The sequence below is a fragment of the Mesorhizobium sp. WSM4808 genome, assembly GCF_055811675.1.
In genome coordinates, this window is the sequence record NZ_JBVVQX010000009.1 from 54944 (window position 1) to 78045 (window position 23102).

Sequence of the window (23102 nt, forward strand, 5' to 3'; positions counted from 1 at the left end):
TCTAGCGGATGCCCTGAAAGTCGGAATCGATTTTCGGAAGGATGCTACGCAAAATCAAAGTGTTAGCGTCCTTTGAGCGCCCACGCCCGCGCGGCGCTGCAATGGGGTGAGCGATGTTCTTCTACCTGTCCAAGATATTCTGGTTCTTCATCCAGCCGCTGAACCTGGCGATCTTCCTGCTGCTGGCGGGACTGCTCGCGGCCATGATCGGGCGCCGGCGGCTGGCGGCCACCGGCAGCTTGCTGGCATTTCTGATCCTTGCGCTGTCAGCCTGGACGTCGCTCGGCGCCATGATGCTCAATCCGCTGGAAGAGCGCTTCGCGCGCCCGCCGCTGCCGGCAAAGGTCGACGGCATCGTCGTGCTCGGCGGCGGCTTTGAGGGCGCCATCAATCTGGCGCGCGGCGGCTATGAGTTGAACAGCAGCGGCGATCGGATGGTCGAGACCGCAGTTCTGGCCCGGCGCTTTCCCACCGCCAAGGTGGTCGTCTCCGGCGGCACCGGCGCGTTGTTTCTCGATGGCGAGGGCGATGCCGCAACCGCGCCGCGCCTGCTCACCGCGCTTGGCGTGGCCGCCGATCGTCTGATCCTGGAGAACAAATCCCGCAACACCTATGAGAACGCGGTCTTCACCAAGGAGTTGGTCACGCCGAAGCCCGGCGAGACCTGGCTGCTCGTGACCTCAGCCTTCCATATGCCGCGCGCCAAGGCGCTGTTCGACAAGGCTGGCTTCGCCACCGTTCCCTGGCCGGTCGACTATCGCACCTCGGGCAAAGAAGGCATCGGGCTGTTCCGCGATAATCCGGCCGACTCACTGCAGGCCACCACCATGGCCATCCGCGAATGGATCGGGCTTTTTGCCTATTGGCTGTCTGGCCGGATCGATCAGCCTTTTCCAGGCGGCTGACCGATCACCGCCTGCCTGGCGGCCGAGAAGAACTGGCGCCGCACCAGAACGGCCAGCAGCAACAGCGTCGACAACACGAACACCATGGGGTCGACGAACCAGCCGAGATAACCGATCGAGAAGAACACCCCGCGCAGGCCGGAGTTGAAGTGCTTTCCGGCCAGCATGTTCATTTGCGCCGCACGCCACACCGCCGTTTCGGTGACCGGATTGCGTGAGGCTTCGCCATGCGGGATCGGCACGGCGCCGATCAGGATCGTGCAATAGTTGAACAGCCGGTACGCCCAGCCGAATTTGAAGAACGAAAACGCCAGGATCAGCACCAGCCCGAACACCTTTATCTGGAAGGCCGCGCGCGACGGCGCGCCACCCAGGGGCAGGTCGCTGAGCACTTCAAGAACCCGGTCGGACGCGCCGAGCAGGGCAAAGCAGCCGCCGATGGCGATCAGCGAGCTGGAGGCGAAGAAGGCGGTGCCTTGCTGCAGCCCGCTCATAATGGCGGTGTCGACGATGCGGATCTCGCGCTCGGCCATGGTCCGCATCCAGGCTTGCCGCTGTGCATTCATCGCCGTCGTCAGCGATATGCGGCTGACCAGCTTGCCATCGGAGGCGAACGTGTGCAGCAGCCACGCGACGAGGAAGAAGGCCAGCGCCGCGAGATCGGCTGTCGAAAGATCGAGGGAATCGCCCATGGACTGAATTTATCACATTCAGCGCAATCGCTTCGATGTCCGCATACAGCGATCGTACCAATGTCGCTGCCGGAGCAAACAAGGTCGGCGGGTGCAGCGCCGCGATTTCCAAAAGAGCGGAAACATCGTGGGAATTCCTATATGTAGTCCTCGACCTGACTCCAGGAGACAACGCCGCGTGTTCCTTTCGGTTTTCGACCTGTTCAAGATCGGCATAGGACCCTCGAGTTCGCACACGATGGGGCCGATGACCGCCGCTGCGCGGTTTCTCGACGAGGTCGCGGGAAATGACTGGCCGCGTCCGGCGGGCGTCAAGGTTGACCGGCTTGGCGCGAGCCTGCACGGGTCACTCGCCTACACCGGCATTGGCCACGGCAGTGATCGCGCCGTCATGCTCGGCCTTGCCGGTCTGACGCCGCAGACGGTCGATCCCGACCAGGCCGATGGCATTGCCAGCCGCATCGCCGCCGAAAAGCGCATTTCGCCGCCCGGCCATCCCTCCTATCGCTTTGATCCGGCCACCGATCTGGTGCTGGACCGCAAGACGCCGCTCACCGGTCACGCCAACGGCATGGCGTTCTACGCCTATGACGCCGGCGGCCGCCTGCTGCTCAAGCGCATCTATTATTCGATCGGCGGCGGCTTCGTGGTTTCCGAAGAAGAACTGCAGCGGATGAAAGCCAAGGGTTCGGTGACAACCGAAGGCAAGAAAGTGCCTTATCCGTTCAAGAATGCGGTCGAGATGCTGGCCATGGCCGGCAAAAGCGGCCTTTCCATCGCCGACATGAAACGCGTCAACGAGGAGACGCAGATGACGCGCGAGGAGCTCGACGCCGGCCTCGACGGAATCTGGAGCGCCATGAAGGGCTGCATCGACCGTGGCCTGTCGCAGGATGGCATCATGCCGGGTGGGCTGAAGGTGCGCCGCCGTGCCCGCATGCTGCACGATAAGCTGCAGGAGCAGTGGCAGCAGAACAAGCCCAATCCTTTGCTCGCCAATGACTGGCTGTCGATCTACGCCATGGCCGTGAACGAGGAAAATGCCGCCGGCGGCCGCGTGGTCACCGCGCCGACCAATGGCGCTGCCGGCACGCTGCCGGCGGTGCTGCGCTACTGGCTGCATTTCCATCCCGAGGCGGACCAGCCGAGCATTCGTGATTTCCTGCTGACGGCTGCCGCCGTTGGCGGCATCATCAAGACCAACGCATCGATCTCGGGCGCCGAGGTCGGCTGTCAGGGTGAGGTAGGCTCCGCGTCGGCGATGGCGGCGGCCGGCCTGTGCGCCGTCATGGGCGGCACGCCCGAGCAGGTCGAGAATGCCGCCGAGATCGCGCTCGAACATCATCTCGGCATGACCTGCGATCCGGTCGGCGGGCTGGTGCAGGTGCCGTGCATAGAACGCAATGCGCTGGGCGCGGTCAAGGCGGTGACCGCAGCGTCACTGGCCATCAAGGGCGACGGCATCCATTTCGTACCGCTCGATGCGGCGATCGAGACCATGCGCCAGACCGGCCTCGACATGAACGAGAAGTACAAGGAAACCAGCCTTGGCGGGCTTGCAGTCAACGTCGTGGAGTGCTGAAGGCTGGCCTAAACCGCCACTGTGGAGAAGTCGATCCGGTCGTTGACGCGTTCGCGTGCGGGACTAACCTTAAGCGATGTCTCTCAATCTCATAAAACTCTGTGTCGGCTGCGACAGCGTCGAGGATCTCGAAGAGTGGATCGCCTTCCGCCTCGACGAGCGGCGGCGCGCCGGTGAGCCGGTCGAGCAGTATCACACCACCCGCATGATGCCGACACGCGGCGCCGAGGTTTCCGATGGCGGTTCGCTCTATTGGGTGATCAAAGGCAATGTGCAGTGCCGCCAGTTGATCACCGAAATCCGGCCGTTCACCGACAGTGAAGGCATAGGCCGTTGCCATCTGATACTCGACCCCGAGGTTGTACGCACCGACTGGCAGCCGCGCCGGGCTTTTCAGGGCTGGCGCTACCTGAAACCGGCGGACGCGCCGCTCGATCTGGGCAAGGGCAAGGCCGGATTGATCGAGATGCCGCCGAAACTCAGGCGCGAGCTGGCCGATCTCGGTCTGCTCTGACCCCAGGTGGCATCACCGCCTGGCCCTTTGCACCGCCCGATGTGGGGCTTGCAAGCGATGTGGCAACGCCACATCTTGTTTTTCATGAGTGATAAGAAGCAGCCTGTGCCAGCGAGGACCAGTCCTGCGCCGGTCAAGCCTCAATCCAACGCCGGCGAGATCGACGCCTTCATTCGTCAGGCGAGGACACTTGCCGCGTCGGCGACCGGTTCGGGCAGGCTGATCCTTGCCCTCGACGCGACGATGAGCCGCCAGCCGACCTGGGATCTGGCCTGCACGCTGCAGGGCCAGATGTTCGACGCAGTCGGCAAGGCCGGAACCCTCAGCGTGCAACTGGTTTATTTTCGCGGCCTCGGCGAGTGCCGTTCGTCGGCTTTCGTGAGCGACACCAATGCCTTGAAGCAGCTGATGACGCGGATCGAATGCCGCAGCGGCCACACCCAGATCGGAAAGGTCCTGACGCATGCGCTGAAACAGACGGCGGCCGCCAAGGTCAATGCGCTGGTCTACATCGGCGACGCGATGGAAGAGAATATCGACGATCTGGCCGAAAAGGCCGGCAGCCTCGGCCTTCATGGCGTTCCTGTCTTCGTGTTTCAGGAAGGCCATGATTCCGGCGCGGAAAAGGCGTTCAAAGAGATTGCGCGGCTTTCCAAGGGGGCTTGGTTCCGATTTGATCGGCGGGCTGCCACGACCTTGGCAGGGCTGCTTTCGGCCGTCGCCGTGTATGCGACCGGCGGGTTGAAGGCGCTCGAAGCCAGGGGCAGGCCGGAAGACCGGCTGATGATCGAGCATCTGCGGGGCGGCGGAAAATAATGGGCGCAATCATCGCTTTTGTAGCGTTGCTTCTGCTGCTTCTCGGCGCGGTGACGATCTTTCTGCGTGCCGAGCCGGCGAAACTGGCGAGCACGCTGCGAACGCTCGGGCCGGCCCTTCTGGCAGTTGTCGGCGTCGCCGTGCTTGTGGTCGGCCGTGAGGGCATCGGCGGCATGATTCTCACCGGGGCAATTGCCTGGTATGGTTCCATGCGAATGAAAGGCCGGCCGGCCGGCCTTGCCCCGGGCAAACGCTCGACGGTGCGCACGGCGGCATTGGAAATGGAGCTCGATCACGATACCGGCGGCCTCGAAGGACTGGTCCTGGCTGGCCGCCACGAAGGCAAGATGCTTGGCGCGATGGGGCTGGCGGAATTGCAACACCTCTACCGCGAACTCTCCAGCGATCCAGAGAGCCGACAGCTGCTAGAGACGTATCTTGACGGCAGATTTCCCGTCTGGCGCAAAAACGCTGAGACGAACGGTGGCGAAGGGCTGGGTGTTCCGCCAAGTCCGGGCGCCATGACTAAGGAGGAGGCCTACAAGGTCCTTGGTCTTGAAGCGGGGGCCGCCGCGGCGGATGTCCGCAAGGCGCACCGCCGCCTGATGCAGCGCCTGCACCCCGATGTCGGCGGCACGTCTTTCCTGGCGGCGCGGATTAACGAAGCCAAGGACGTCTTGCTCTCCAATCACAACTAGTCTCCTTCGACGCAGAATTTTTCCGGGAGATGGCTTGCACGCCGTCCTACTGCTGGACGGCGTAGCACTCGATGTTCTTCTTCTTCAAAGCGGTACAGGCCTTCCAGGCGGCGGTCTTCGAACCGAAGCCACCGAAGCGGGCGCGGTAGTAGGTGACGCCATCCTTGTCGAAGGCGACAGTGAAACCGGAAGCGTCCGCCAGCACCTTGGGCGCCTGCTTGGTGGTCTTGTCGAGAAAGGCCTGGGCCTCGGACTGCTTGGGCGACGAGGCGACCTGAATGGCCCAGCCCGACGGCACCGACGCGGTGTTGACCGGGTCGACAGCCGCGGGCGTCGGCTCGGCATAGGCCGCTACCACCTGGGCCGTCGCGACCTGGGGGGCTGAAACGATGACGGTCTTGACCTTTCTGGTCTTGACGACGGGAGCTGCTTCCTCGGCCTGCGCGGTATCGTCTTCGGCGACCGTGGCGTCCTCGGCAACGATTGCATCGTCCTGCGCTATGACAGGCCTGTCGTCCGGTGTCGGAGCGTCATGCTTGGGCAGAAGAACCTTGGCGAGGGCGGTGATCGGGTTGTTGCCACCGGCCTTGGCGACCAGATCGCCACCGCCGCGAGTCGATGCCCTCGGCAGATAGGTGTTGATCAGGTTGGCCATCTGATTGTCACGGCTGCCGCCCGAGGTGCCGCCCATGACCACGCCGACGATGCGGCGATTGCCATCGGAAACCGACGAGACGAGGTTGAAGCCGGAGGCGCGGGTGTAGCCCGTCTTGATGCCGTCGACACCCTTGATACGTCCGAGCAGGCGGTTGTGGCCGTTGATGCGCTGGCGTCCGTAGAGAAAGGAGCGCTGCGAGAAATAGCCGTAATACTGCGGAAAATGCTCGCGCAACGCGATGCCGAGCGTCGCCATGTCGCGCGCGGTGGTGAACTGGCCGGGGTCGGGCAGGCCATTGGCGTTTCTAAATACGGTGCCGTTCATGCCCAGCGCACGCGCCTTGGCGGTCATCATGCGGGCAAAAGTGGTTTCATTGCCGCCGAGCATTTCCCCGAGCGCGGTCGCCGAGTCATTCGCCGATTTGGTGACGATCGACAGGATCGCGGTCTCGACCGTGACGGAACCGCCCGGCTTCACGCCAAGTTTCGTCGGCGCCTCGGCGGAAGCCTTGGCGGAAAACACCACTGGCGTGTTCCTGCTGATCTTGCCCTTCGCCATAGCTTCGAAGGTCAGGTACAGCGTCATCATCTTGGTCAGCGAAGCCGGGTAGCGCCTGCCGTTGGCATCTGCGGAGTAAAGCACCTTACCGGTCTTGGCATCCACGACGATGGCCGCCTGCCTGGCCGCCAGCGACGAGGCAACGTCGCCAAAAACGAATGTCATCGCCAAGGCGACGATCATCATCGTTTTGAGAGGGGAGGTGGATTTGGAAACGATGCCCAACAACGCCTTACGCACTGGTACTTCCCTTGGATTTCTTCGTTGCGTTGGAGGCGGCAAAGGGTCCTGCCTCGCTTCCGGTCAAGCTACCGGCGCAGCGTTACCAATCCGTTTATGGTAACCGCCGCGTTCACCATTTTCTTCGGGCTTGAGGTTCTCTTTATTCGATTTTTAGCCATTGGCTGCGCAGGCGGGTCCGCAAGCCCGCGAAATCTTGACTTTTGTGCGGCGCACAATATATTATCTTGCATTGCACAAGGGCGCCCCGAAGAAGGACGCCTCAACCGTCAAGGGAATCGTGAAATGACCCAGACCTATGAGGACTTCAGCAAATACGGCAAAGAGTTCGCCGACACCGGATTGAAGAGCTTCGCGTCGCTGTCCAAGGGCGCGCAGGCGATTGCCACCGAGGCTGGTGAATACACCAAGAAGAGTTTTGAAACCGGCAGCGCCACTGTGGAGAAGCTGTTTTCAGCCAAGTCGCTGGAAAAGGCGATCGAGATCCAGTCGGACTACGCCAAGCAGTCCTATGAGGCGTTCGTCGCCGAGGCCACCAAGATCGGCGATCTCTATGCCGAACTCGCCAAGGAAGCTTACAAGCCATTCGAATCGATCGTTGCCAAGGCAAAGTAATTTTGCCCGGGCGAACTGATTTCGCCTGACGTGACCCCAGATTCAGCCTTTGAACCTGAGAAAAAGCCCGGCCACGGAAACGCGGCCGGGCTTTTTTCGTGTCAATTTCCGTTCCAGAGCCCCGCGCCCCTTCACGATTGCGAAAATCGTCCAAGTTGGTGACCTAGCCATATTGTCAGCTAACCAGAAGGGCTTAAAATCGTACATCGAACACCTACATGTCGAACTCGCATGGGGAATCGAAAGAGGCAGGAATACGTGACTTCAGGTTTGACTGCCACGAGACGAGTGGTGCGAATGCAAGACGGCGACGGTAACGGCAATGGGGCCGGCCGTGGGACGGCCGTCATCACGCGCACCAAAACCAAGACCAAGAAGCCCAGCCTTTATCGGGTCCTCATCCTCAACGACGACTACACTCCGATGGAGTTCGTGGTTCACGTGCTGGAGCGTTTTTTCCAGAAGGATCGCGAAGCCGCCACACGCATCATGCTTCATGTTCACAATCATGGAGTGGGCGAGTGCGGGGTCTATACATTCGAGGTGGCCGAGACCAAAGTGTCCCAGGTCATGGATTTCGCCCGACAGAATCAGCATCCGCTGCAATGCGTGATGGAGAAGAAGTGAGGTAACATGCCGGCTTTCTCCCAAGGCCTGGAAAAGGCGCTTCACCAGGCGCTGACGCTCGCCAATGAGCGGCACCATGAATATGCAACCCTAGAACATCTGCTGCTCGCGCTCATCGATGACACCGAGGCGGCCGCCGTCATGCGCGCCTGCAATGTCGATCTCGATGAGCTCAAGCACACGGTTCTCACCTATATCGACACCGAGCTGGACAACCTCGTCACCGGTTACGACGAGGACTCCAAGCCGACCGCCGGTTTCCAGCGCGTCATCCAGCGCGCGGTGATCCATGTGCAGTCGTCCGGCCGCGAGGAAGTGTCGGGCGCCAACGTGCTCGTCGCCATTTTCGCCGAGCGCGAGAGCCATGCCGCCTATTTCCTGCAGGAACAGCAGATGACCCGCTACGACGCGGTCAACTACATCTCGCACGGCATTGCCAAGCGTCCGGGCGCGTCGGAGACACGCTCGCCGCGCGGTGCCGATGACGAGCAGGGCGGCCAGAACGGCGCCGAGCCGCAAGAGGAAGGCGGCAAGAAGAAGCAGCAGCAGGACGCGCTGACGGCTTATTGCGTCAATCTCAACAACAAGGCCAAGGCCGGCAAGATCGATCCGCTGATCGGCCGCGAATCCGAGATCAACCGCACCATCCAGGTGCTGTGCCGCCGCTCCAAGAACAACCCGCTCTATGTCGGCGACCCCGGCGTCGGCAAGACGGCGATCGCCGAGGGTCTGGCCAAGCGCATCGTCGAGGGCGACGTTCCCGAAGTGCTGCACAACGCCACCATCTTCGCGCTCGACATGGGCACGCTGCTCGCCGGCACGCGCTATCGCGGCGATTTCGAGGAACGGCTGAAGCAGGTCGTCAAGGAGCTCGAGGACTATCCTGGCGCCGTGCTGTTCATCGACGAGATCCACACGGTCATCGGGGCAGGGGCTACTTCAGGCGGCGCCATGGATGCGTCCAACCTGTTGAAGCCGGCGCTGTCGTCGGGTGCGATCCGCTGCATCGGCTCGACCACCTACAAGGAATTCCGCCAGTTCTTCGAGAAGGACCGTGCCCTGGTGCGGCGCTTCCAGAAGATCGACGTCAACGAGCCGACCATCGAGGACGCCATCGAGATCATGAAGGGCCTCAAGCCCTATTATGAGGAGTTCCACAAGGTGAAGTTCACCAACGAGGCGATCAAGGCCTCGGTGGAGCTGTCGGCACGCTACATCAACGACCGCAAGCTGCCGGATAAAGCGATCGACGTGATCGACGAGACCGGCGCCTCGCAGATGCTGGTGCCGGAAGCCAAGCGCAAGAAGACCATCGGCATCAAGGAGATCGAGGCGACGATCGCCACCATGGCCCGCATCCCGCCGAAGACGGTTTCGGCCGATGACGAGAAGGTGCTGCAGGGCCTCGATATCGAGCTGAAGCGCGTCGTCTATGGCCAGGACACTGCGATCACCGCGCTGACCTCGGCGATCAAGCTGGCACGTGCCGGCCTGCGCGAACCGGAGAAGCCGATCGGCTCCTACCTGTTCTCCGGCCCGACCGGCGTCGGCAAGACCGAAGTGGCCAAGCAGTTGGCCGCCTCGCTCGGCGTCGAGCTGATCCGCTTCGACATGTCGGAATATATGGAACGCCACACCGTCTCGCGGCTGATCGGCGCGCCTCCGGGCTATGTCGGCTTCGACCAGGGCGGTCTTCTGACGGACGGCGTCGACCAGCATCCGCATTGCGTGCTGTTGCTCGACGAGGTCGAGAAGGCGCATCCGGACCTGTTCAACATCCTGTTGCAGGTGATGGACCACGGCAAGCTGACCGACCATAACGGCAAGCAGATCGACTTCCGCAATGTGATCCTGATCATGACCACCAATGCGGGCGCGTCGGATGCGCAGCGCGCGGCGATCGGCTTCGGCTCGACCAAGCGCGAAGGCGACGATGTGGAGGCGATCAACCGGTTGTTCACGCCGGAGTTCCGCAACCGGCTCGACGCGATCATCCCGTTCGGCTCGCTGCCGGTGCCGGTCATCCATCAGGTGGTGCAGAAGTTCGTCATGCAGCTCGAGGCCCAGCTTTCCGAGCGTGGCGTCACCTTCGACCTGTCGGCGGATGCGATCGCCTGGCTCGCCGACAAGGGTTATGATGAGCGCATGGGAGCGCGGCCGCTCGGCCGTGTGATCCAGGAGCATATCAAGAAGCCGTTGGCCGACGAGGTGCTGTTCGGAAAGCTCAAGAAGGGCGGCACGGTGCGCGTCACCGTCGAGAAGAAGGAAACCGGCGAGACCGGCCTGAAGCTCGAATCGCTGGCCGACGAGGCGCCGGTGAAGCCGAAGAAGGAAGAGCCGGAAGAAACGCCGAAGCCCAGAAAGGCCGTAGCGAAGAAGCCGGCGGCCAAGAAGCTGGTGGCGCAGAAGCCCGAAGCCAAGGGCAAGGACGGCGGCAAGCGCAGTCTCGTCCCGCAACTGCCCAGAAAGAACTGACCTTGAGGAAAGTCGAAAAGCCCCGGAAACGGGGCTTTTTTCGTTTGCAAGGAGGAGGGGCATGAGCGGCCAGATCATCATCCTGAACGGTGCGCCGCGATCGGGAAAAACAAGCATCGCCAGAGCTGTTCAGGAGCGCTTCGATGGCGTCTGGATCAATCTCGGCGTCGGCGTTTACGAGCAGGCTACGCCGGCACGCTATCGGCCTGGGATAGGATTGCGGCTCGGCGGCGAGCGTCCCGACCTTGAGGCCCTCGTGCCCGGATTTCACGCCGGGCTCTACGAATCGATCGCCGCCCACAGCCGGCTGGGGCTGAATGTCGTGGCGGATGTCGGCCATCACGATGCCTATTCGAAGCCACTTCACATTGTGGCCGATTGCGCGCGCCGGCTTGTAGGTCTGCCGGTGCTGTTTGTCGGTGTTCGCTGCCCGCTGGAAATCATCATGGAAAGGCGTGCAGCCAGCGCGGCAGACAAGGAATATGTAACCGGCTCATCAGATGTTCCCGTGCCGCTGCCCGTGCGTCTGTGGCAAGAAGAGGTCCACCGGCCCGGCGTGTACGATCTGGAGATCGATACCTCGCTCCTCAGCCCTGGGCAATGCGCGGATACGATCGCAGAGAAGCTTCGGCAAGCACCGTATCCAACAGCGTTTCAGAAACTATCCAACCCATCCAGCGCGGCCCTTGAGCCGTTTTGACCGGCATGGCCGCCGCAGGCGGGTTCGCCCAGATCGGCGAATTTACAGCCCGCAAACCGCCGGCGATTGCATGGTGGAGCTCTCGATTTCAGCGGCCATGCGGTCCGGGGAGAAACGGGCCACCAAATATCCGCACACCTTCCAGATCGCGATCATCAGGAATGCACCCGCATAGCCATCCAAGGCATAGTGCCAGCCAAGCACGACGGAACCGACCATAATGACGCCGGCGAATAACCACATCACAAGACCGGCCAGCCGGGACCGCCGTGTTGCATAGAGGGCAAACAGCACCGCCATCGCAACGTGCAGGGATGGGAAGGCGGATATGCCGACGCTGCCGGTAGTTGCGCCGGTATAGCCACTCCACAGCATATCCTGCGTGCTGAGCGCCCAGATCGGATAGACGCGATCGGCAACGGCAAGTGCTTGCATGAGGGGGTGAAAGTCGTTGCCGAACCCCAATTGCTCGTAAAAGCAAGGGCCAGCCGACGACAGGCCCATCGCGAGGAAAAAGCCGCCCAGTGTCCACACCGTCATGAAGCTCATCAGGAACTGATGACGCAGCTTCGTATCCTTTCGTGTGATGCACACGGTGAAAACCGCGATGATGAGCACGACGAACCAGAAATTGTACGCGATGTTGATGATTTTCAATGCAAGCGGCGACTGGACGACAAACCACAACCATTCGTGCGGGGCTCGACCGAAATGCAGGATGCGATCGGCGTGAGCCAATGCTTTGTCCCATGCAAACGGAGAGAGGATTGCAATGGCTCCCTTCAACACACCGATCGCGGATATGAAGGCAAGACCGGCACCCAAGCCATTCAGGCTGTTGGCAATGCGTTCGGCATCGCCAAAGAATCTACCCAGTGACTTGAGGAAGGTGTGCAGCGGTTCGGTTTCCCGCTGGACCAGCGCAAGGTGGAAAAGCGTCCCAAGTGCAAGGGCTGAGCCGCAAATCCAGAAGGCGATGAAAAGATACTCGGCGTATTCCGCCAGAACGCCGAAATCCGGCATGTTTCCAGTGTGCCACCCGACTGCGCTTGCCAGAAGCAGCGCAGCGGTAGCCATAGCGTGCAGCAGCCGGTGTCGCCAAAAGGCATCCGCCAAGATGCCAGGAAAAGCACGTCCGACAATGGCCCCCGTCAGTGGGGCCGATGCCGCAACCGAATGTTCCATGGTTTTGAAGCCCAGCTCGCCACGCCGTTACCATTTTACCGTCAGACGGTTCAATATTTCCTAATCAGACGATTAGAGTTGCAAACGGTTGAGTCCCGGCGCCGGCACGCCCGGGCACTAGAATCGTCTTCTCGGCTGAACGGCGCTTGTCAGTTCGATATTCTCGACCCGGTCCGCCACATCGGCTGACCTCGCGTTTCTCAATTTTCGAGCGCAGTCCGGATCTTTTCGGCATTTTCGGTCAGCACCTCCGGCTTCTCCATTCCTCCCGTGTGCGGCTTCAGCGGGATGCCGTCGAAGCGCGGAATGACATGTACGTGCAGATGATAGACGGTCTGCCCCGATGCCGGCTCATTGAACTGCATGATGGTGACGCCGTCGGCGCCAAAGGCCTTTTTCACCGCCAGCGCCACTTTCTGAACGACGCTTAAGAGATGGCCGAAAATTGACGGGTCGGCGTCGAGCAGATTGCGCGACGGCGCTTTCGGCACCACCAGCGTATGGCCCGGCCCCTGCGGCATCACATCCATGAAGGCGATGACCGCTTCATCCTCATAGACACGGTGCGAAGGAATTTCGCCGCGCAGGATCTTGGCGAAAATGTTGTCGGTGTCGTAGGTGGCCTCGATCATGGCGAACGCTCCAGATTGTGCCTTTCGTGTAGCGAAGCCGCCGAAAATCGGCAAGACGATTGGAAAATCGATCATCGGGCGACGCGGCCGCTACTCCTCGAGATCCTTGCGGAACGGGGTGTGCTCTTCCAGATATTCGCTCATCCGCTCCACCTCGTGGCGTTCGCGCCTGAGGTAGTCGGCCACGGCGTTGCGCAGGCCGGGGTGCGCAATGTAGTGCGCGGAATGCATGGTCACCGGCCGGTAGCCGCGCGCCAGCTTGTGCTCGCCCTGCGCGCCCGCCTCGACCACCTTCAGCTTGCGCTCTATGGCGAAGTCGATCGCCTGATGGTAGCAGACCTCGAAATGCAGGAAGGGATGGTCCTCGATGCAGCCCCAGTTGCGGCCATAGAGTGCGTCCGAGCCGATGAAATTGATGGCGCCGGCAATATAGCGCCCATTGCGCCTGGCCATCACCAGCAGGATGTCGTCGGCCATGCGTTCGCCGATCAGCGAGAAGAATTGACGGTTGAGATAGGGCCGACCCCATTTGCGGCTGCCGGTGTCCATGTAGAAGGCGAAGAAATCGTCCCAGGCCTTCTCCGTGAGGTCCTTGCCGGTCAGCCGATCGATCCAAATGCCTGGGGCAAGCGCTTCACGCCTTTCCTTCTTCATCGCCTTTCGCTTGCGCGAGGCAAGGGTGGCGAGGAAGTCGTCATAGGTCGAAAAACCTTCGTTGAAGAAATGGAATTGCTGGTCGGTGCGGTGCAGGAAGCCTGCCGCTTCCAGCACCTCCACATCGCTCTCTTGCGCGAAGGTGACATGCGCGGAAGAGACACCGAGCTTTTGCGTCACCGCCTTCAGGCCCGCCGCGAGACCGGCCTTCACTTTGGCGCTGTCCTCGCCTTTGCTGACCAGCAGGCGAGGGCCGGTGACCGGGGAGAACGGCACGGCACTTTGCAGTTTGGGATAGTAACGGCCGCCGGCGCGCTCGAAGGCATCCGACCAGCCATGATCGAACACATATTCGCCCTGGCTGTGCGATTTGAGATAACAGGGCACCGCGCCCAGCAATCTGCCTTGCCCGTCCTCCAGCCTGAGGTGATGGCCCTGCCAGCCGGTGCGCCGCACGGCGCATCCAGAATCTTCGAGCGCACTTAGAAAAGCGAAGGAAACCAAAGGATTGTAACTGGTTCCTGAATCTCCGCGCGCAGTTCCGGCAAAGCCGTTCCATTCATCACAGGTGAAGGCGCCGATGCCGGCGGCGACGCGGATCGAATAGTCCGCATTGGCCGTTTGTCCGTCACCCTCGTCGCCCTGATCCATGAGGCTTATTTAAGCTCCGTCCGGCCTGGTACAAGTCACGTTTCAGACACTCAGGCGACTTTGACCAGATCGGGCTCGAACCCCTCGAACGTCATCTGGTCGGCATATCTGAAGGTCAGGTCGACCGCCGGCTGGTCGTGCACCGTCCAGGTGATAACAGGCATTTTCAGCCTTTCGCGCACGAAGCTGACGAATGGGTTCGGCAGGTCGCCGGCGGCGTAGGAGGTGAAGGCGATGTCGTGCGCCAGCATGGCGAAATGCGCCTCGATCAGCCCGACGTCCTTGCCGTAGGCGGTGAGACCCCCGGGGATACCCGGCGCGTCTTTCGGAAAATCGCGGACCAGCCAGTGGTCGAACGACATGATCGCCGCCTTGCCCTTGTAGCGCTTGAGCATCTTGCCGACGCTTGCCACCAGGCCTTCGTCATAGCCGGGCGTGCCTTTCAACTCGACCACCAATGGCACGCGGCCGTCGACCAGGTGGAGCATTTCCTGCAGCGTCGGCACATGGTCCGCCGTGCCACCGACCCTGAGCGCCGCGAGTTCTGCTGCAGTGCGCTGCCAGACGAAACCATCCTGGCCGGTCAGGCGCTTGAGATCTCCGTCATGGATGATGACAGGAACGCGGTCGGACGACAGGTGGACGTCGCATTCGATGGCATAGCCGCGTTCGGCGGCCGCAGCGAAGGCCGACAGCGTGTTTTCCCAGCGCGTCTTGTTCATGTCGTGGAAGCCGCGATGGGCGACGGGCCGGGCGGTCAGCCAGGATAGGTCGGTCATATCTGTCCCCTGGCTCATTCGATTTCGAAGACGGCTTCGATTTCCACTGCGGCATTAAGCGGCAGGCAGGCGGTGCCGACGGCGGAGCGCGCATGCTTGCCACGCTCGCCAAGGGCCGCCACCAGAAAATCGGAGGCGCCGTTGGCAACCAGATGCTGCTCGACGAACTCAGGTGTCGAGGCGACGAAAACGGTGATCTTCACCAGACGGCTAATCTTCTCGAGGTCGCCGAGTGCTGCCTTGGCCTGCGCCAGGATGTTGATCGCGCAGTATTTTGCCGCATCCTTGCCACCTGCGGTATCGAGATCGCGACCTAACAGCCCGCTCGCCTGCAGCTTGCCGTCCTTGAGCGGCAATTGCCCGGCGGTGAACAGCAGATTGCCGGTCCGGCAATAGGGCACGTAGTTGGCGGCGGGCGCGGCGGCGACGGGAAGCGTCACACCCAGATCGCTTAGCCGCTTTTCGATTGTTTCACTCATGGTATTTCCCTATTGCTTGGTGACGCCGCGCCGGCCGGGCCGAAATTGCTATTTTTGCCTCGCTTCCGCCACGACTTTTTTTAAGCTGGACCATCTTTCCCTGCGGCCTGCCATCAGTCGCGACGATCGGAGTACCTCATGCGCGCAACGCGCCTCGCATTCCATGCCGTCCTGTTGTCGGGGGTCTTCTCGATAGGCCCTGCCTTCGCAGCGCCGGCGTTGCAAGCCCACCGCGCCGTCTACGATCTTACCCTGAAGAAAGCGTCCGATCAGTCCGGCATCACAGGCATATCCGGCCGCATGGTCTATGAGTTCAATGGCTCGGCCTGCGAAGGCTATACGGTGAAATTCCGCTTCGTCACCCAGATCGTCACCGCCGACAACACCAGGCTGACCGACCAGCAGACGACCACTTTCGAGGACGCCGAAGGCAAGACATTTTCGTTCGTGACAAAATCCTTCGTCGACCAGAATCTCGACAAAGAGGTCAAGGGCATCGCCACCAAAGAGACCAAGGGCCTGAAGGTCGACATCGACAAGCCTGAAAAGAACAGCGTCGAGCTGGCGACAACCCAATTCCCGACCCAGCATCTGGTCGAGCTGATCGGCAAGGCCGAAAAGGGCGAGAATTTTTACGAAACCAACCTGTTCGACGGTTCCGAAGACGCCAACAAGGTGATGACCACCACCGTCGTGGTCGGCAAGAAAACCGATGCCGACAAGGCCGACCCGGAAGCTTCGGCACTGGCAAAGCTCGCCACCGACAAATACTGGCCGGTCGATATCGCCTATTTCGACGACACCAACAAGACGGGCGAAGAGGTGCCGGAATACCGTATCAGCTTCAAGCTGCATGAGAACGGCATCACCCGCGATCTCGTCATGGACTATGGCGACTTCTCGATGACCGGCAAGCTGGTCAACCTGTCGCTGTTCGACCAGACGAAACCCTGTCCCGCCAAATAGTGCCGCTCTAGGCAGTTGATTTACCACGACACGGCGTGGTCGTAACGATCGACTTGAACGTGCCGCAATCGTCTCTCAACCTCTCCCCGGCGTCCAGGCGCGAGGGGGATCAGCTTGAGCAGGATCGATACATTCGTGGCGCCGCGGCCCAACCCGGCACTGATCAGGGCCATGACATCCGTCAACCGGATCGTCATGCTCCGCGGCATTCCCGGATTTCGGGATATCTTGCCGTTCAATCGCCTGGCCGGTCTGCGCGGCGTCTCAAATGTCCGCCATATCGACTTTCCCCACGCCGACCTTGAGCGGCTGAAGGCCAGTTGCGGGGCAGGGAAGGCGACCTTCATCACGCCCAATCATCCCGAGTTCTTCACCGACTGGATGATCGACAAGGAAGTCGTTTCGCAGGTCAGCCCGCTCACGGCCTCATGGGCAACCAATGGTGTCGTCAACGGCCTTGGCCGGCTGATGCAGAAGTTCTGGCTGGCCAACAATTTGATCGCTCAGATTCCCGGCAATAGCGGGGCAGCCAAGGAACACTCGATCGCCTGGGCCTTGAAAGGCCATGGCGTGCTGCTGCATCCCGAAGGCGGCGTCGGCTGGCATGCCAATGTCGTTGCGCCTTTGCTGCCGGGTGCCGTCGAGATGGGGCTCGAGGCCCTCAAGCGCGGCCGGGCCACGGATCCCGATTTCAAGGTCTGGATCGCGCCAGTCGTCTGGAAGCTCGCCTTCACCGGGAATGTCGAAGCGGCGCTGGCGAAGGAATGCGCTTATGTCGAGAAAAGCCTGAAAATAGAACGCCTTGCGACCGACACGCTCCCGCAGCGCATCCACCATGTCTATTCGGCGCTGCTGGCCCGCGATGAAGCAGCATCGGGCATGCCATCCGGCGAAGGCGCAACCTATGCCGAGCGCCAGCAGGCGTTGGTTGCTGAACTCGGCCGCCGACTCGGCGAAAGCATCTCATGCGACGCTGCCATAACCGACACCGCAGAGCTTCTGCGGCGTGCGCGTCGCTGGCTGCGCGAAAACACCGACGATGCGGAACGGCAAAGGCAGGTCCGCGCGCTCGCCGATAGGGTTCAGAGGCTGCAACGCGTCGGACCCTGGGCCTGCGCCAATCCGCGCATCACGCAGGAGGATATCGCCGAACATCTGAAGAGGATCCGCAACGACTATTGCCGGGGCGGGCTGCGCGACACGATAAACCGGTTCGTTCCGCAGCCGGCCGGGCCGCGTTGCGCCCACATCCGGGTGCCGGAGGCACTGGGCTTGCATGAGCATACGGACTCTATCGACGATGCGGTTGCCGAGCTGCACCGTCGCATGCAGGATACAGTCACCAACATTGTGGCCGAGCTTGCAGCCAAGGGCGGCTTCATTTTCTATCCGAATCCATTCTATCGTCCCTGACATCCTGACGGGCCACGTGGCCCGCTGTGGTGGAGGATGGAAGGCAAACAGCAAGCTTCATGGCGGTCTATGTCGACGCAGCGATCTGGAACTGGGCCGGCCATCGCTGGTGCCATCTGTTGGCCGACGACACCGACGAGTTGCATCGCTTTGCCGCCCGGCTCGGCGTCAAGCGCTCATCCTACCAGGGGCCGCCCAAGACATCGGCGCCGCATTATGACATAACCGGCTTCGAGCGCGACCGTGCGGTGCGGCTCGGCGCCATCGAATGCAGCCGCGAGGAGATCGTCGCGGTCTTCCGGCGAGTGCGAGTGCCGAACGGGAAGATAAAGCGCTGACGGCAGGGCGCGGATCGTCGCACGCCGCATCACAGATCCCGCGGCGCTTGCGTTTATCGCGCATCCCCTCTATATGCGCGCTCATTCCACACACGGACTTTGGTGTCTGCCCGGGAGAAATCCGGCTGAAACCTCCGGTGGCGTTCGAGGACAAAGTCCAAAAATGCCTGTGTCCGTGGAGGCTAACCGGAAAGGAACTTTGAATGGCACTGCCTGATTTCAGCATGCGCCAGCTTTTGGAAGCTGGCATTCACTTCGGCCACCAGACCCACCGCTGGAACCCGAAGATGGCGCCCTACATCTATGGCGCCCGCAACAATATCCATATCATCGACCTGTCGCAGACGGTGCCTTTGCTGCACCAGGCGCTTAAGCAGGTTTCCGACACCGTCGCCAAGGGTGGCCGCGTGCTGTTCGTCGGCACCAAGCGCCAGGCGTCCGACATTGTCGCCGATGCTGCACAGCGTTCGGCTCAGTATTATGTCAACTCGCGTTGGCTCGGTGGCATGCTGACCAACTGGAAGACGATCTCGAATTCGATCCAGCGCCTGCGCAAGCTCGACGAGATGCTGGCCGGCGAGGCGCAAGGGTTGACCAAGAAGGAACGCCTGAACCTCGACCGCGAGCGCGAGAAGCTCGACAAGGCGCTGGGCGGCATCAAGGACATGGGCTCGACGCCCGACCTGATGTTCGTGATCGACACCAACAAGGAAGCGATCGCGATCCTCGAGGCCAAGCGCCTCGGCATCCCGGTCGTCGCCATCATCGATTCGAACTGCGATCCGGACAAGATCGACTTCCCGATCCCCGGCAATGACGACGCGGCCCGCGCCATCCAGCTCTATTGCGATCTGATCGCCAAGGCTGCGATCGACGGCATCGCCCGCCAGCAGGGTGCGCTCGGCGTCGACATCGGCGCTTCGGTCGAAGCTCCGGTCGAACCCGCGCTCGACCCGGCTCCGGCTCCGGCGTCGGAAGCTCCCGAAGCTTGATAATCGAAGGCCGGTTGCGGCCTTCATCTTTCTCATATTCTGGCACGCTAAACAGACGCACCATCGAATACCGATGGTGCGTCGGTGCATTTAAAACAAAGAGGCGACAATGAGCATTTCGGCTGCACAGGTCAAAGAACTCCGCGACTTGACCGGCGCGGGCATGATGGATTGCAAGGCCGCGTTGACCGAGACCAACGGCAACATGGAAGAGGCCGTCGACTGGCTGCGCAAGAAGGGTATCTCCAAGGCCGACAAGAAGGCTGGCCGCACCGCGGCTGAAGGTCTGATCGGCGTCGACAATGGCGTGCGCGAAGCCGCCGTCGTGGAAGTCAATTCCGAGACCGACTTCGTGGCCCGCAACGCCGCGTTTCAGGAAATCGTCGGCAACGTTGCCAAGGTTGCGCTGGCCTATGGCACGACGGAGGCTGTGGCCGCCGCAAAGTATCCAGGTTCCGACAAGTCGGTTGCCGACACCATCAAGGACGCTGTCGGCACCATCGGCGAAAACATGGGCTTCCGCCGCTCGGCCAAGCTCACCGTCCCCCACGGCGCTGTCGCTACCTACGTCCACAACGCGGTTGCCGACGGCCTTGGCAAGCTCGGCGTGCTGGTCGCGATCGAGACCACGGGCAATGAGCATGCAGCCAACGCCTTTGGCCGCCAGGTGGCCATGCATGTTGCCGCCACCAACCCTCTGGCGCTGACCGCAGAGCAGATCGATCCGGCCGCGGTCGAACGCGAGAAGGCGATCTTCTCCGACCAGGCGCGCCAGTCCGGCAAGCCGGAAGCGATCATCGAGAAGATGGTCGAGGGCCGTCTGCGCAAGTTCTACGAGGAAGTCGTGCTCCTGAAGCAGGCCTTCGTGCTCAATCCCGACATCACTGTCGAGAAGGCGCTGAAGGATGCCGAGAAGGACATCGGCGCCCCGGCCAAGATCACCGCCTACCTGCGCTTTGCGCTGGGCGAGGGCATCGAGAAGGAAGAGACCGATTTCGCCGCGGAAGTCGCTGCAGCTGTGAAGAAATAATCCTTACAAATAGCCCCTGAAGGGGCTTCTCAGCTCAGGCAACTCGGCCGGGTGTCCGCAAGGATGCCCGGCCGATTTCTTGTGCGGTGTCGATAAAGGCCCTGAGCTTCGGCGCCATCGACGCCCGGCGCGGGAAATAGAGGAATAGCCCCGGTTCCTCGATCGACGTCTGCGGCAGCACCTGGACGAGGCGGCCCGCGGCAAGATCGGCGCGCGCCAGCGGCTCGAACATATAGGCGAGCCCGACGCCTGCAAGCGCAAGATCGATTGCCGCGAGCGAATCCGTCACGACAACGCTGCCCCGCGTCTCCATGGCGATGTCCTTGCCATCCTCGATCAGATCCCAGCGATAGAGCGCACCGGAGCGGACGAGCCGGTAGCCAATACAATTGTGGTTCGCCAAATCGGCAACGCTGCCGGGACGGCCGTGCCTTCCGATGTAAGCGGGCGAGGCGACGACGACGACGGAGAATGGCGGCGTCAGCCGGACCGCGACCATGTCCTGGGCGATCATCTCGCCAAGCCGGATGCCGGCATCGAAGCCTTCGCCGACGATATCGACCAGGCCTTGGTCAGCGAAGACCTCGACCGTAACCTCCGGATAGCGCTCGGCCATCGCGGCGACCACCGGCGTCACCGCCAATGGCATCGCGATGTTGGAGGCGTTGATCCTGAGCAGGCCAGACGGCCTGCCTTTGACGCTGCGGATGCGGTCCATCCGCTCGGCAATATCCTGGAGGGCCGGAGCCGCCGTTTCTACCAGCGCCTTGCCGGCCTCGGTGAGCGAAACGCTGCGCGTCGTCCGTGCGAACAAAGGCTGGCCAATCCGCTCTTCGACAATGCGCACCGCATGGCTGACTGCCGAAGGGCTCATGCCGAGTTCGGCGGCGGCAAGCGCGAAGCCGCCGCGCCGGGCAACGGCGACCACAACAGGGAGATGGCTGAGCAGATCGCGATCCATTCATGAATGATATCGCATGGTCTTTGCGAACAATGCAATCTTATCGATGCCAAGGTCGCGGTCCACATTGTCGTCAACACATCGGCGATCGGCCGATGGCATCGAGGAGACGAGACATGAATGCGTTAAGACAGGTAACTTTCGCGGCAGGCATGGCGTTGGCGCCGATGGACGCCGGCGGGGCGGAGCCATCAGACTGGCGGGCCCTCGCAGACGAACGCGCGGTCATTCGCATTGCCGATACCATCGACCGGGCCGTCGACGCCCAGGACTGGAAGCTTGCACGCGGCTATTTTGCGGATCGGGTCACCGCCGATTTCAGCAGTCTCTCCGGACAGCCAGCGGCTAACATCGCTTCCGACGACCTGATTGGCGCTTGGGCGGCCAACCTCAAGGGCAGCAAGACAAGCCTGCATCTGCGCACCAATCACCAGGTCGTTCTCAAGGCGGACACGGCGACTGTCCTGTCGAACGGCTATGCCTGGAACCGGATGGAAGGCAATGGCGACCCGCTTTGGGAGGTCTGGGGCACCTATGAGCATCACCTGACGCGTTTCGCAGATGGCTGGAAGGTCGATGGCTTTGCGTTCCGCATGACACACGAGCGCGGCAATCCCTGGGTCAAGACCACTCCGGGCCAGTGACGCGCGGGGTATCTGTCACCAAGCATTGGAAGACGATTATGACCATGACCTACTACACCCTTGGCAACAGTGGCCTCAGGGTCGGCCGGCTGGCGCTGGGCACGATGACTTTCGGCAAGGAATGGGGCTGGGGAGCCGACAGGGATACGGCGCGGGCGATGTTCGACGCCTATGTCGAGGCGGGCGGCAATTTCTTCGACACGGCGGATCTCTACACAGACGGCACGGCCGAAGCCTGGCTTGGCGAATTCATCGCCGAGCGCGGCTTGCGCGACATGGCGGTGATCGCCAGCAAGTTCACCATGAACATGCAGCCCGGCAATCCGAATGCCGGCGGCAATGGCCGCAAGAACATCATGCGGGCCGTCGATGCTTCGCTGAAACGGTTGGGGACCGACTATATCGATCTCTATCTCATGCATGTCTGGGACAGGCTCACCCCGGCCGAGGAGGTCATGCGCACGCTGGACGACCTGGTTCGGATGGGCAAGGTGCGCCATGTCGGCCTTTCCGACGTGCCCGCCTGGTATGCGGGCCGCGCACAGGCGATCGCCGAATTGCGCGGATATGAGCCGGTTTCGGCGTTGCAGCTCGAATATTCATTGGCCGAACGCGCGATCGAGAATGAGTTCGTGCCATTCGGCACGCGCCATGGCGCCGGCATCATGGTGTGGAGCCCGCTGGCTAGCGGACTGCTGAGCGGCAAGTATCGGCCGGCTCAGGCCGGAACCGCGGGCCGCCTCGACGGATTTCGCAACTCGACGCATCCGGGGTTCCAAAAGTTCACGCAACGCAACTGGGCTATCGTGGCCGAACTCGAGAAGGTCGCATCCGAGATCGGCCGCAGCATGCCTCAGGTCGCGCTCAACTGGGTGGCGACGCAGCCGGGGATCGCAACCGTCATCCTCGGTGCGACGACGCTCAGCCAAATGCATGACAATCTTGGCGCGCTGGATTTCGAGATTCCGAAAGCGCATCGCGACCGGCTGGAGAGAGCCAGCAGAACTACAGCGCCGTTTCCCTATTCCTATTTCGGTTCGCAGATACAGGCGCGCGTTACCGGCGGCGCGACAACCGGCGACAAGCCCTCCAACTACGCGTCACCGGTGCTCATCGAAGGAGAGTCGGCCAGCGTGTCCACCAATTGATTGATAGGACAGGAAACCGGCGAATTTGCCGTTTGGGGGCCCCGGGGCAAAGCGGCGCCCCTGGGGTTTAGGGACGCCAATTTTTGGGGTGGCGCGCCAGCGCGGGAGCAGCCCCCCCGGACGCGCCCCAAGCAAATTAATAGGGCCAGA

24 protein-coding genes are annotated in these 23102 nt (G+C 61.9%); 16 read left to right on the top strand and 8 right to left on the bottom strand.

What is annotated here, in order from left to right; genetic code table 11:
- The first annotated feature begins 113 nt into the window (after window positions 1-113).
- Complete coding sequence (locus AC0L2U_RS17640) at window positions 114-905, top strand: YdcF family protein (protein ID WP_127276740.1); 792 nt, start codon at window positions 114-116, stop codon at window positions 903-905.
- On the opposite strand, the gene AC0L2U_RS17645 is transcribed toward AC0L2U_RS17640, so the two are convergent.
- On the bottom strand, window positions 884-1597 hold the full coding sequence (locus tag AC0L2U_RS17645; RefSeq protein ID WP_127399310.1) for a DUF599 domain-containing protein: 714 nt from the start codon (window positions 1595-1597) through the stop codon (window positions 884-886). The genes AC0L2U_RS17640 and AC0L2U_RS17645 overlap by 22 nt on opposite strands.
- 178 nt (window positions 1598-1775) lie before the next feature.
- On the opposite strand from AC0L2U_RS17645, the gene AC0L2U_RS17650 reads away from it, so the two are divergent.
- The 4 genes from AC0L2U_RS17650 (at window position 1776) to AC0L2U_RS17665 (ending at window position 5207) form a co-directional block, all read left to right on the top strand.
- Complete coding sequence (locus AC0L2U_RS17650; RefSeq protein WP_127269560.1) at window positions 1776-3179, top strand: L-serine ammonia-lyase; 1404 nt, start codon at window positions 1776-1778, stop codon at window positions 3177-3179.
- A 76-nt stretch (window positions 3180-3255) separates the two neighbouring features.
- Window positions 3256-3693, top strand: a complete 438-nt coding sequence (locus AC0L2U_RS17655; RefSeq protein ID WP_128288087.1) for a DUF1489 family protein — start codon at window positions 3256-3258, stop codon at window positions 3691-3693.
- An 84-nt stretch (window positions 3694-3777) separates the two neighbouring features.
- Window positions 3778-4509: a vWA domain-containing protein gene (locus AC0L2U_RS17660; protein ID WP_164895605.1), complete on the top strand. Its 732-nt coding sequence runs from the start codon at window positions 3778-3780 to the stop codon at window positions 4507-4509.
- Window positions 4509-5207 carry a DnaJ domain-containing protein gene (locus tag AC0L2U_RS17665; RefSeq protein ID WP_127810471.1) on the top strand — a complete coding sequence of 233 codons (699 nt, stop codon included), beginning with the start codon at window positions 4509-4511 and terminating at the stop codon, window positions 5205-5207. Before AC0L2U_RS17660 ends, AC0L2U_RS17665 begins: the two co-directional genes overlap by 1 nt.
- A gap of 46 nt (window positions 5208-5253) precedes the next feature.
- Here the strand turns inward: AC0L2U_RS17665 and AC0L2U_RS17670 are convergent, their stop codons facing one another.
- Window positions 5254-6663 (bottom strand): D-alanyl-D-alanine carboxypeptidase, encoded by a 1410-nt coding sequence (locus AC0L2U_RS17670; protein WP_127810470.1) that lies wholly within the window; start codon window positions 6661-6663, stop codon window positions 5254-5256.
- A gap of 285 nt (window positions 6664-6948) precedes the next feature.
- Here AC0L2U_RS17670 and AC0L2U_RS17675 point away from each other — a divergent pair, with 285 nt between their 5' ends.
- From AC0L2U_RS17675 to AC0L2U_RS17690, 4 genes are all read left to right on the top strand, one after another.
- Window positions 6949-7278 carry a phasin family protein gene (locus AC0L2U_RS17675; protein ID WP_013531776.1) on the top strand — a complete coding sequence of 110 codons (330 nt, stop codon included), beginning with the start codon at window positions 6949-6951 and terminating at the stop codon, window positions 7276-7278.
- Window positions 7279-7575: 297 nt separating this feature from the next.
- On the top strand, window positions 7576-7905 hold the full coding sequence (clpS, locus tag AC0L2U_RS17680; protein WP_023812950.1) for an ATP-dependent Clp protease adapter ClpS: 330 nt from the start codon (window positions 7576-7578) through the stop codon (window positions 7903-7905).
- 6 nt (window positions 7906-7911) lie between these two features.
- Window positions 7912-10380: an ATP-dependent Clp protease ATP-binding subunit ClpA gene (clpA, locus tag AC0L2U_RS17685; protein WP_127258970.1), complete on the top strand. Its 2469-nt coding sequence runs from the start codon at window positions 7912-7914 to the stop codon at window positions 10378-10380.
- 61 nt (window positions 10381-10441) lie between these two features.
- The gene (locus tag AC0L2U_RS17690) at window positions 10442-11080 is read left to right on the top strand and encodes a chloramphenicol phosphotransferase CPT family protein (RefSeq protein ID WP_473602334.1); all 639 of its coding nucleotides are present in this window, start codon (window positions 10442-10444) and stop codon (window positions 11078-11080) included.
- 42 nt (window positions 11081-11122) lie between these two features.
- On the opposite strand, the gene AC0L2U_RS17695 is transcribed toward AC0L2U_RS17690, so the two are convergent.
- The 5 genes from AC0L2U_RS17695 to AC0L2U_RS17715 form a co-directional block, all read right to left on the bottom strand.
- Window positions 11123-12265 (bottom strand): phosphatase PAP2 family protein, encoded by a 1143-nt coding sequence (locus tag AC0L2U_RS17695; protein WP_245491470.1) that lies wholly within the window; start codon window positions 12263-12265, stop codon window positions 11123-11125.
- Between the two features lie 200 nt (window positions 12266-12465).
- A complete protein-coding gene (locus tag AC0L2U_RS17700) occupies window positions 12466-12894 on the bottom strand; it encodes an HIT family protein (protein ID WP_206622035.1) in 429 nt (142 codons plus the stop codon).
- 93 nt (window positions 12895-12987) lie between these two features.
- Window positions 12988-14202 (bottom strand): GNAT family N-acetyltransferase, encoded by a 1215-nt coding sequence (locus tag AC0L2U_RS17705; RefSeq protein WP_128288090.1) that lies wholly within the window; start codon window positions 14200-14202, stop codon window positions 12988-12990.
- Between the two features lie 50 nt (window positions 14203-14252).
- Window positions 14253-14981 carry a glycerophosphodiester phosphodiesterase gene (locus AC0L2U_RS17710; RefSeq protein WP_127269017.1) on the bottom strand — a complete coding sequence of 243 codons (729 nt, stop codon included), beginning with the start codon at window positions 14979-14981 and terminating at the stop codon, window positions 14253-14255.
- 14 nt (window positions 14982-14995) lie between these two features.
- Window positions 14996-15460, bottom strand: a complete 465-nt coding sequence (locus tag AC0L2U_RS17715; RefSeq protein ID WP_027036670.1) for a RidA family protein — start codon at window positions 15458-15460, stop codon at window positions 14996-14998.
- 138 nt (window positions 15461-15598) lie between these two features.
- Here AC0L2U_RS17715 and AC0L2U_RS17720 point away from each other — a divergent pair, with 138 nt between their 5' ends.
- The 5 genes from AC0L2U_RS17720 (at window position 15599) to tsf (ending at window position 20199) form a co-directional block, all read left to right on the top strand.
- On the top strand, window positions 15599-16426 hold the full coding sequence (locus AC0L2U_RS17720) for a cell envelope integrity EipB family protein (protein ID WP_127269019.1): 828 nt from the start codon (window positions 15599-15601) through the stop codon (window positions 16424-16426).
- 114 nt (window positions 16427-16540) lie between these two features.
- Window positions 16541-17839 (top strand): lysophospholipid acyltransferase family protein, encoded by a 1299-nt coding sequence (locus tag AC0L2U_RS17725; RefSeq protein ID WP_128288091.1) that lies wholly within the window; start codon window positions 16541-16543, stop codon window positions 17837-17839.
- Between the two features lie 59 nt (window positions 17840-17898).
- Window positions 17899-18177: a DUF4031 domain-containing protein gene (locus tag AC0L2U_RS17730; protein WP_027036667.1), complete on the top strand. Its 279-nt coding sequence runs from the start codon at window positions 17899-17901 to the stop codon at window positions 18175-18177.
- A 203-nt stretch (window positions 18178-18380) separates the two neighbouring features.
- Window positions 18381-19169: a 30S ribosomal protein S2 gene (rpsB, locus tag AC0L2U_RS17735; protein ID WP_023812937.1), complete on the top strand. Its 789-nt coding sequence runs from the start codon at window positions 18381-18383 to the stop codon at window positions 19167-19169.
- A 109-nt stretch (window positions 19170-19278) separates the two neighbouring features.
- The gene (gene tsf, locus AC0L2U_RS17740; RefSeq protein ID WP_127321483.1) at window positions 19279-20199 is read left to right on the top strand and encodes a translation elongation factor Ts; all 921 of its coding nucleotides are present in this window, start codon (window positions 19279-19281) and stop codon (window positions 20197-20199) included.
- Between the two features lie 34 nt (window positions 20200-20233).
- On the opposite strand, the gene AC0L2U_RS17745 is transcribed toward tsf, so the two are convergent.
- Window positions 20234-21160 carry a LysR family transcriptional regulator gene (locus tag AC0L2U_RS17745; protein WP_127810467.1) on the bottom strand — a complete coding sequence of 309 codons (927 nt, stop codon included), beginning with the start codon at window positions 21158-21160 and terminating at the stop codon, window positions 20234-20236.
- Between the two features lie 116 nt (window positions 21161-21276).
- Between AC0L2U_RS17745 and AC0L2U_RS17750 the strand changes: the two genes are divergently transcribed.
- Both AC0L2U_RS17750 and AC0L2U_RS17755 read left to right on the top strand, forming a co-directional pair.
- Window positions 21277-21804: a nuclear transport factor 2 family protein gene (locus tag AC0L2U_RS17750; protein WP_127810466.1), complete on the top strand. Its 528-nt coding sequence runs from the start codon at window positions 21277-21279 to the stop codon at window positions 21802-21804.
- Window positions 21805-21842: 38 nt separating this feature from the next.
- On the top strand, window positions 21843-22952 hold the full coding sequence (locus AC0L2U_RS17755; RefSeq protein WP_127810465.1) for an aldo/keto reductase: 1110 nt from the start codon (window positions 21843-21845) through the stop codon (window positions 22950-22952).
- Window positions 22953-23102 lie beyond the last annotated feature (150 nt).

Coding starts and splice junctions, on each gene's coding strand:
- AC0L2U_RS17640 (WP_127276740.1), top strand. CDS start 114: ATGTTCTTCTACCTGTCCAAGATATTCTGGTTCTTCATCCAGCCGCTG.
- AC0L2U_RS17645 (WP_127399310.1), bottom strand. CDS start 1,597: ATGGGCGATTCCCTCGATCTTTCGACAGCCGATCTCGCGGCGCTGGCC.
- AC0L2U_RS17655 (WP_128288087.1), top strand. CDS start 3,256: ATGTCTCTCAATCTCATAAAACTCTGTGTCGGCTGCGACAGCGTCGAG.
- AC0L2U_RS17660 (WP_164895605.1), top strand. CDS start 3,778: ATGAGTGATAAGAAGCAGCCTGTGCCAGCGAGGACCAGTCCTGCGCCG.
- AC0L2U_RS17665 (WP_127810471.1), top strand. CDS start 4,509: ATGGGCGCAATCATCGCTTTTGTAGCGTTGCTTCTGCTGCTTCTCGGC.
- AC0L2U_RS17675 (WP_013531776.1), top strand. CDS start 6,949: ATGACCCAGACCTATGAGGACTTCAGCAAATACGGCAAAGAGTTCGCC.
- clpS (WP_023812950.1), top strand. CDS start 7,576: ATGCAAGACGGCGACGGTAACGGCAATGGGGCCGGCCGTGGGACGGCC.
- clpA (WP_127258970.1), top strand. CDS start 7,912: ATGCCGGCTTTCTCCCAAGGCCTGGAAAAGGCGCTTCACCAGGCGCTG.
- AC0L2U_RS17690 (WP_473602334.1), top strand. CDS start 10,442: ATGAGCGGCCAGATCATCATCCTGAACGGTGCGCCGCGATCGGGAAAA.
- AC0L2U_RS17695 (WP_245491470.1), bottom strand. CDS start 12,265: ATGGAACATTCGGTTGCGGCATCGGCCCCACTGACGGGGGCCATTGTC.
- AC0L2U_RS17705 (WP_128288090.1), bottom strand. CDS start 14,202: ATGGATCAGGGCGACGAGGGTGACGGACAAACGGCCAATGCGGACTAT.
- AC0L2U_RS17710 (WP_127269017.1), bottom strand. CDS start 14,981: ATGACCGACCTATCCTGGCTGACCGCCCGGCCCGTCGCCCATCGCGGC.
- AC0L2U_RS17715 (WP_027036670.1), bottom strand. CDS start 15,460: ATGAGTGAAACAATCGAAAAGCGGCTAAGCGATCTGGGTGTGACGCTT.
- AC0L2U_RS17720 (WP_127269019.1), top strand. CDS start 15,599: ATGCGCGCAACGCGCCTCGCATTCCATGCCGTCCTGTTGTCGGGGGTC.
- AC0L2U_RS17730 (WP_027036667.1), top strand. CDS start 17,899: ATGGCGGTCTATGTCGACGCAGCGATCTGGAACTGGGCCGGCCATCGC.
- rpsB (WP_023812937.1), top strand. CDS start 18,381: ATGGCACTGCCTGATTTCAGCATGCGCCAGCTTTTGGAAGCTGGCATT.
- tsf (WP_127321483.1), top strand. CDS start 19,279: ATGAGCATTTCGGCTGCACAGGTCAAAGAACTCCGCGACTTGACCGGC.
- AC0L2U_RS17745 (WP_127810467.1), bottom strand. CDS start 21,160: ATGGATCGCGATCTGCTCAGCCATCTCCCTGTTGTGGTCGCCGTTGCC.
- AC0L2U_RS17750 (WP_127810466.1), top strand. CDS start 21,277: ATGAATGCGTTAAGACAGGTAACTTTCGCGGCAGGCATGGCGTTGGCG.
- AC0L2U_RS17755 (WP_127810465.1), top strand. CDS start 21,843: ATGACCATGACCTACTACACCCTTGGCAACAGTGGCCTCAGGGTCGGC.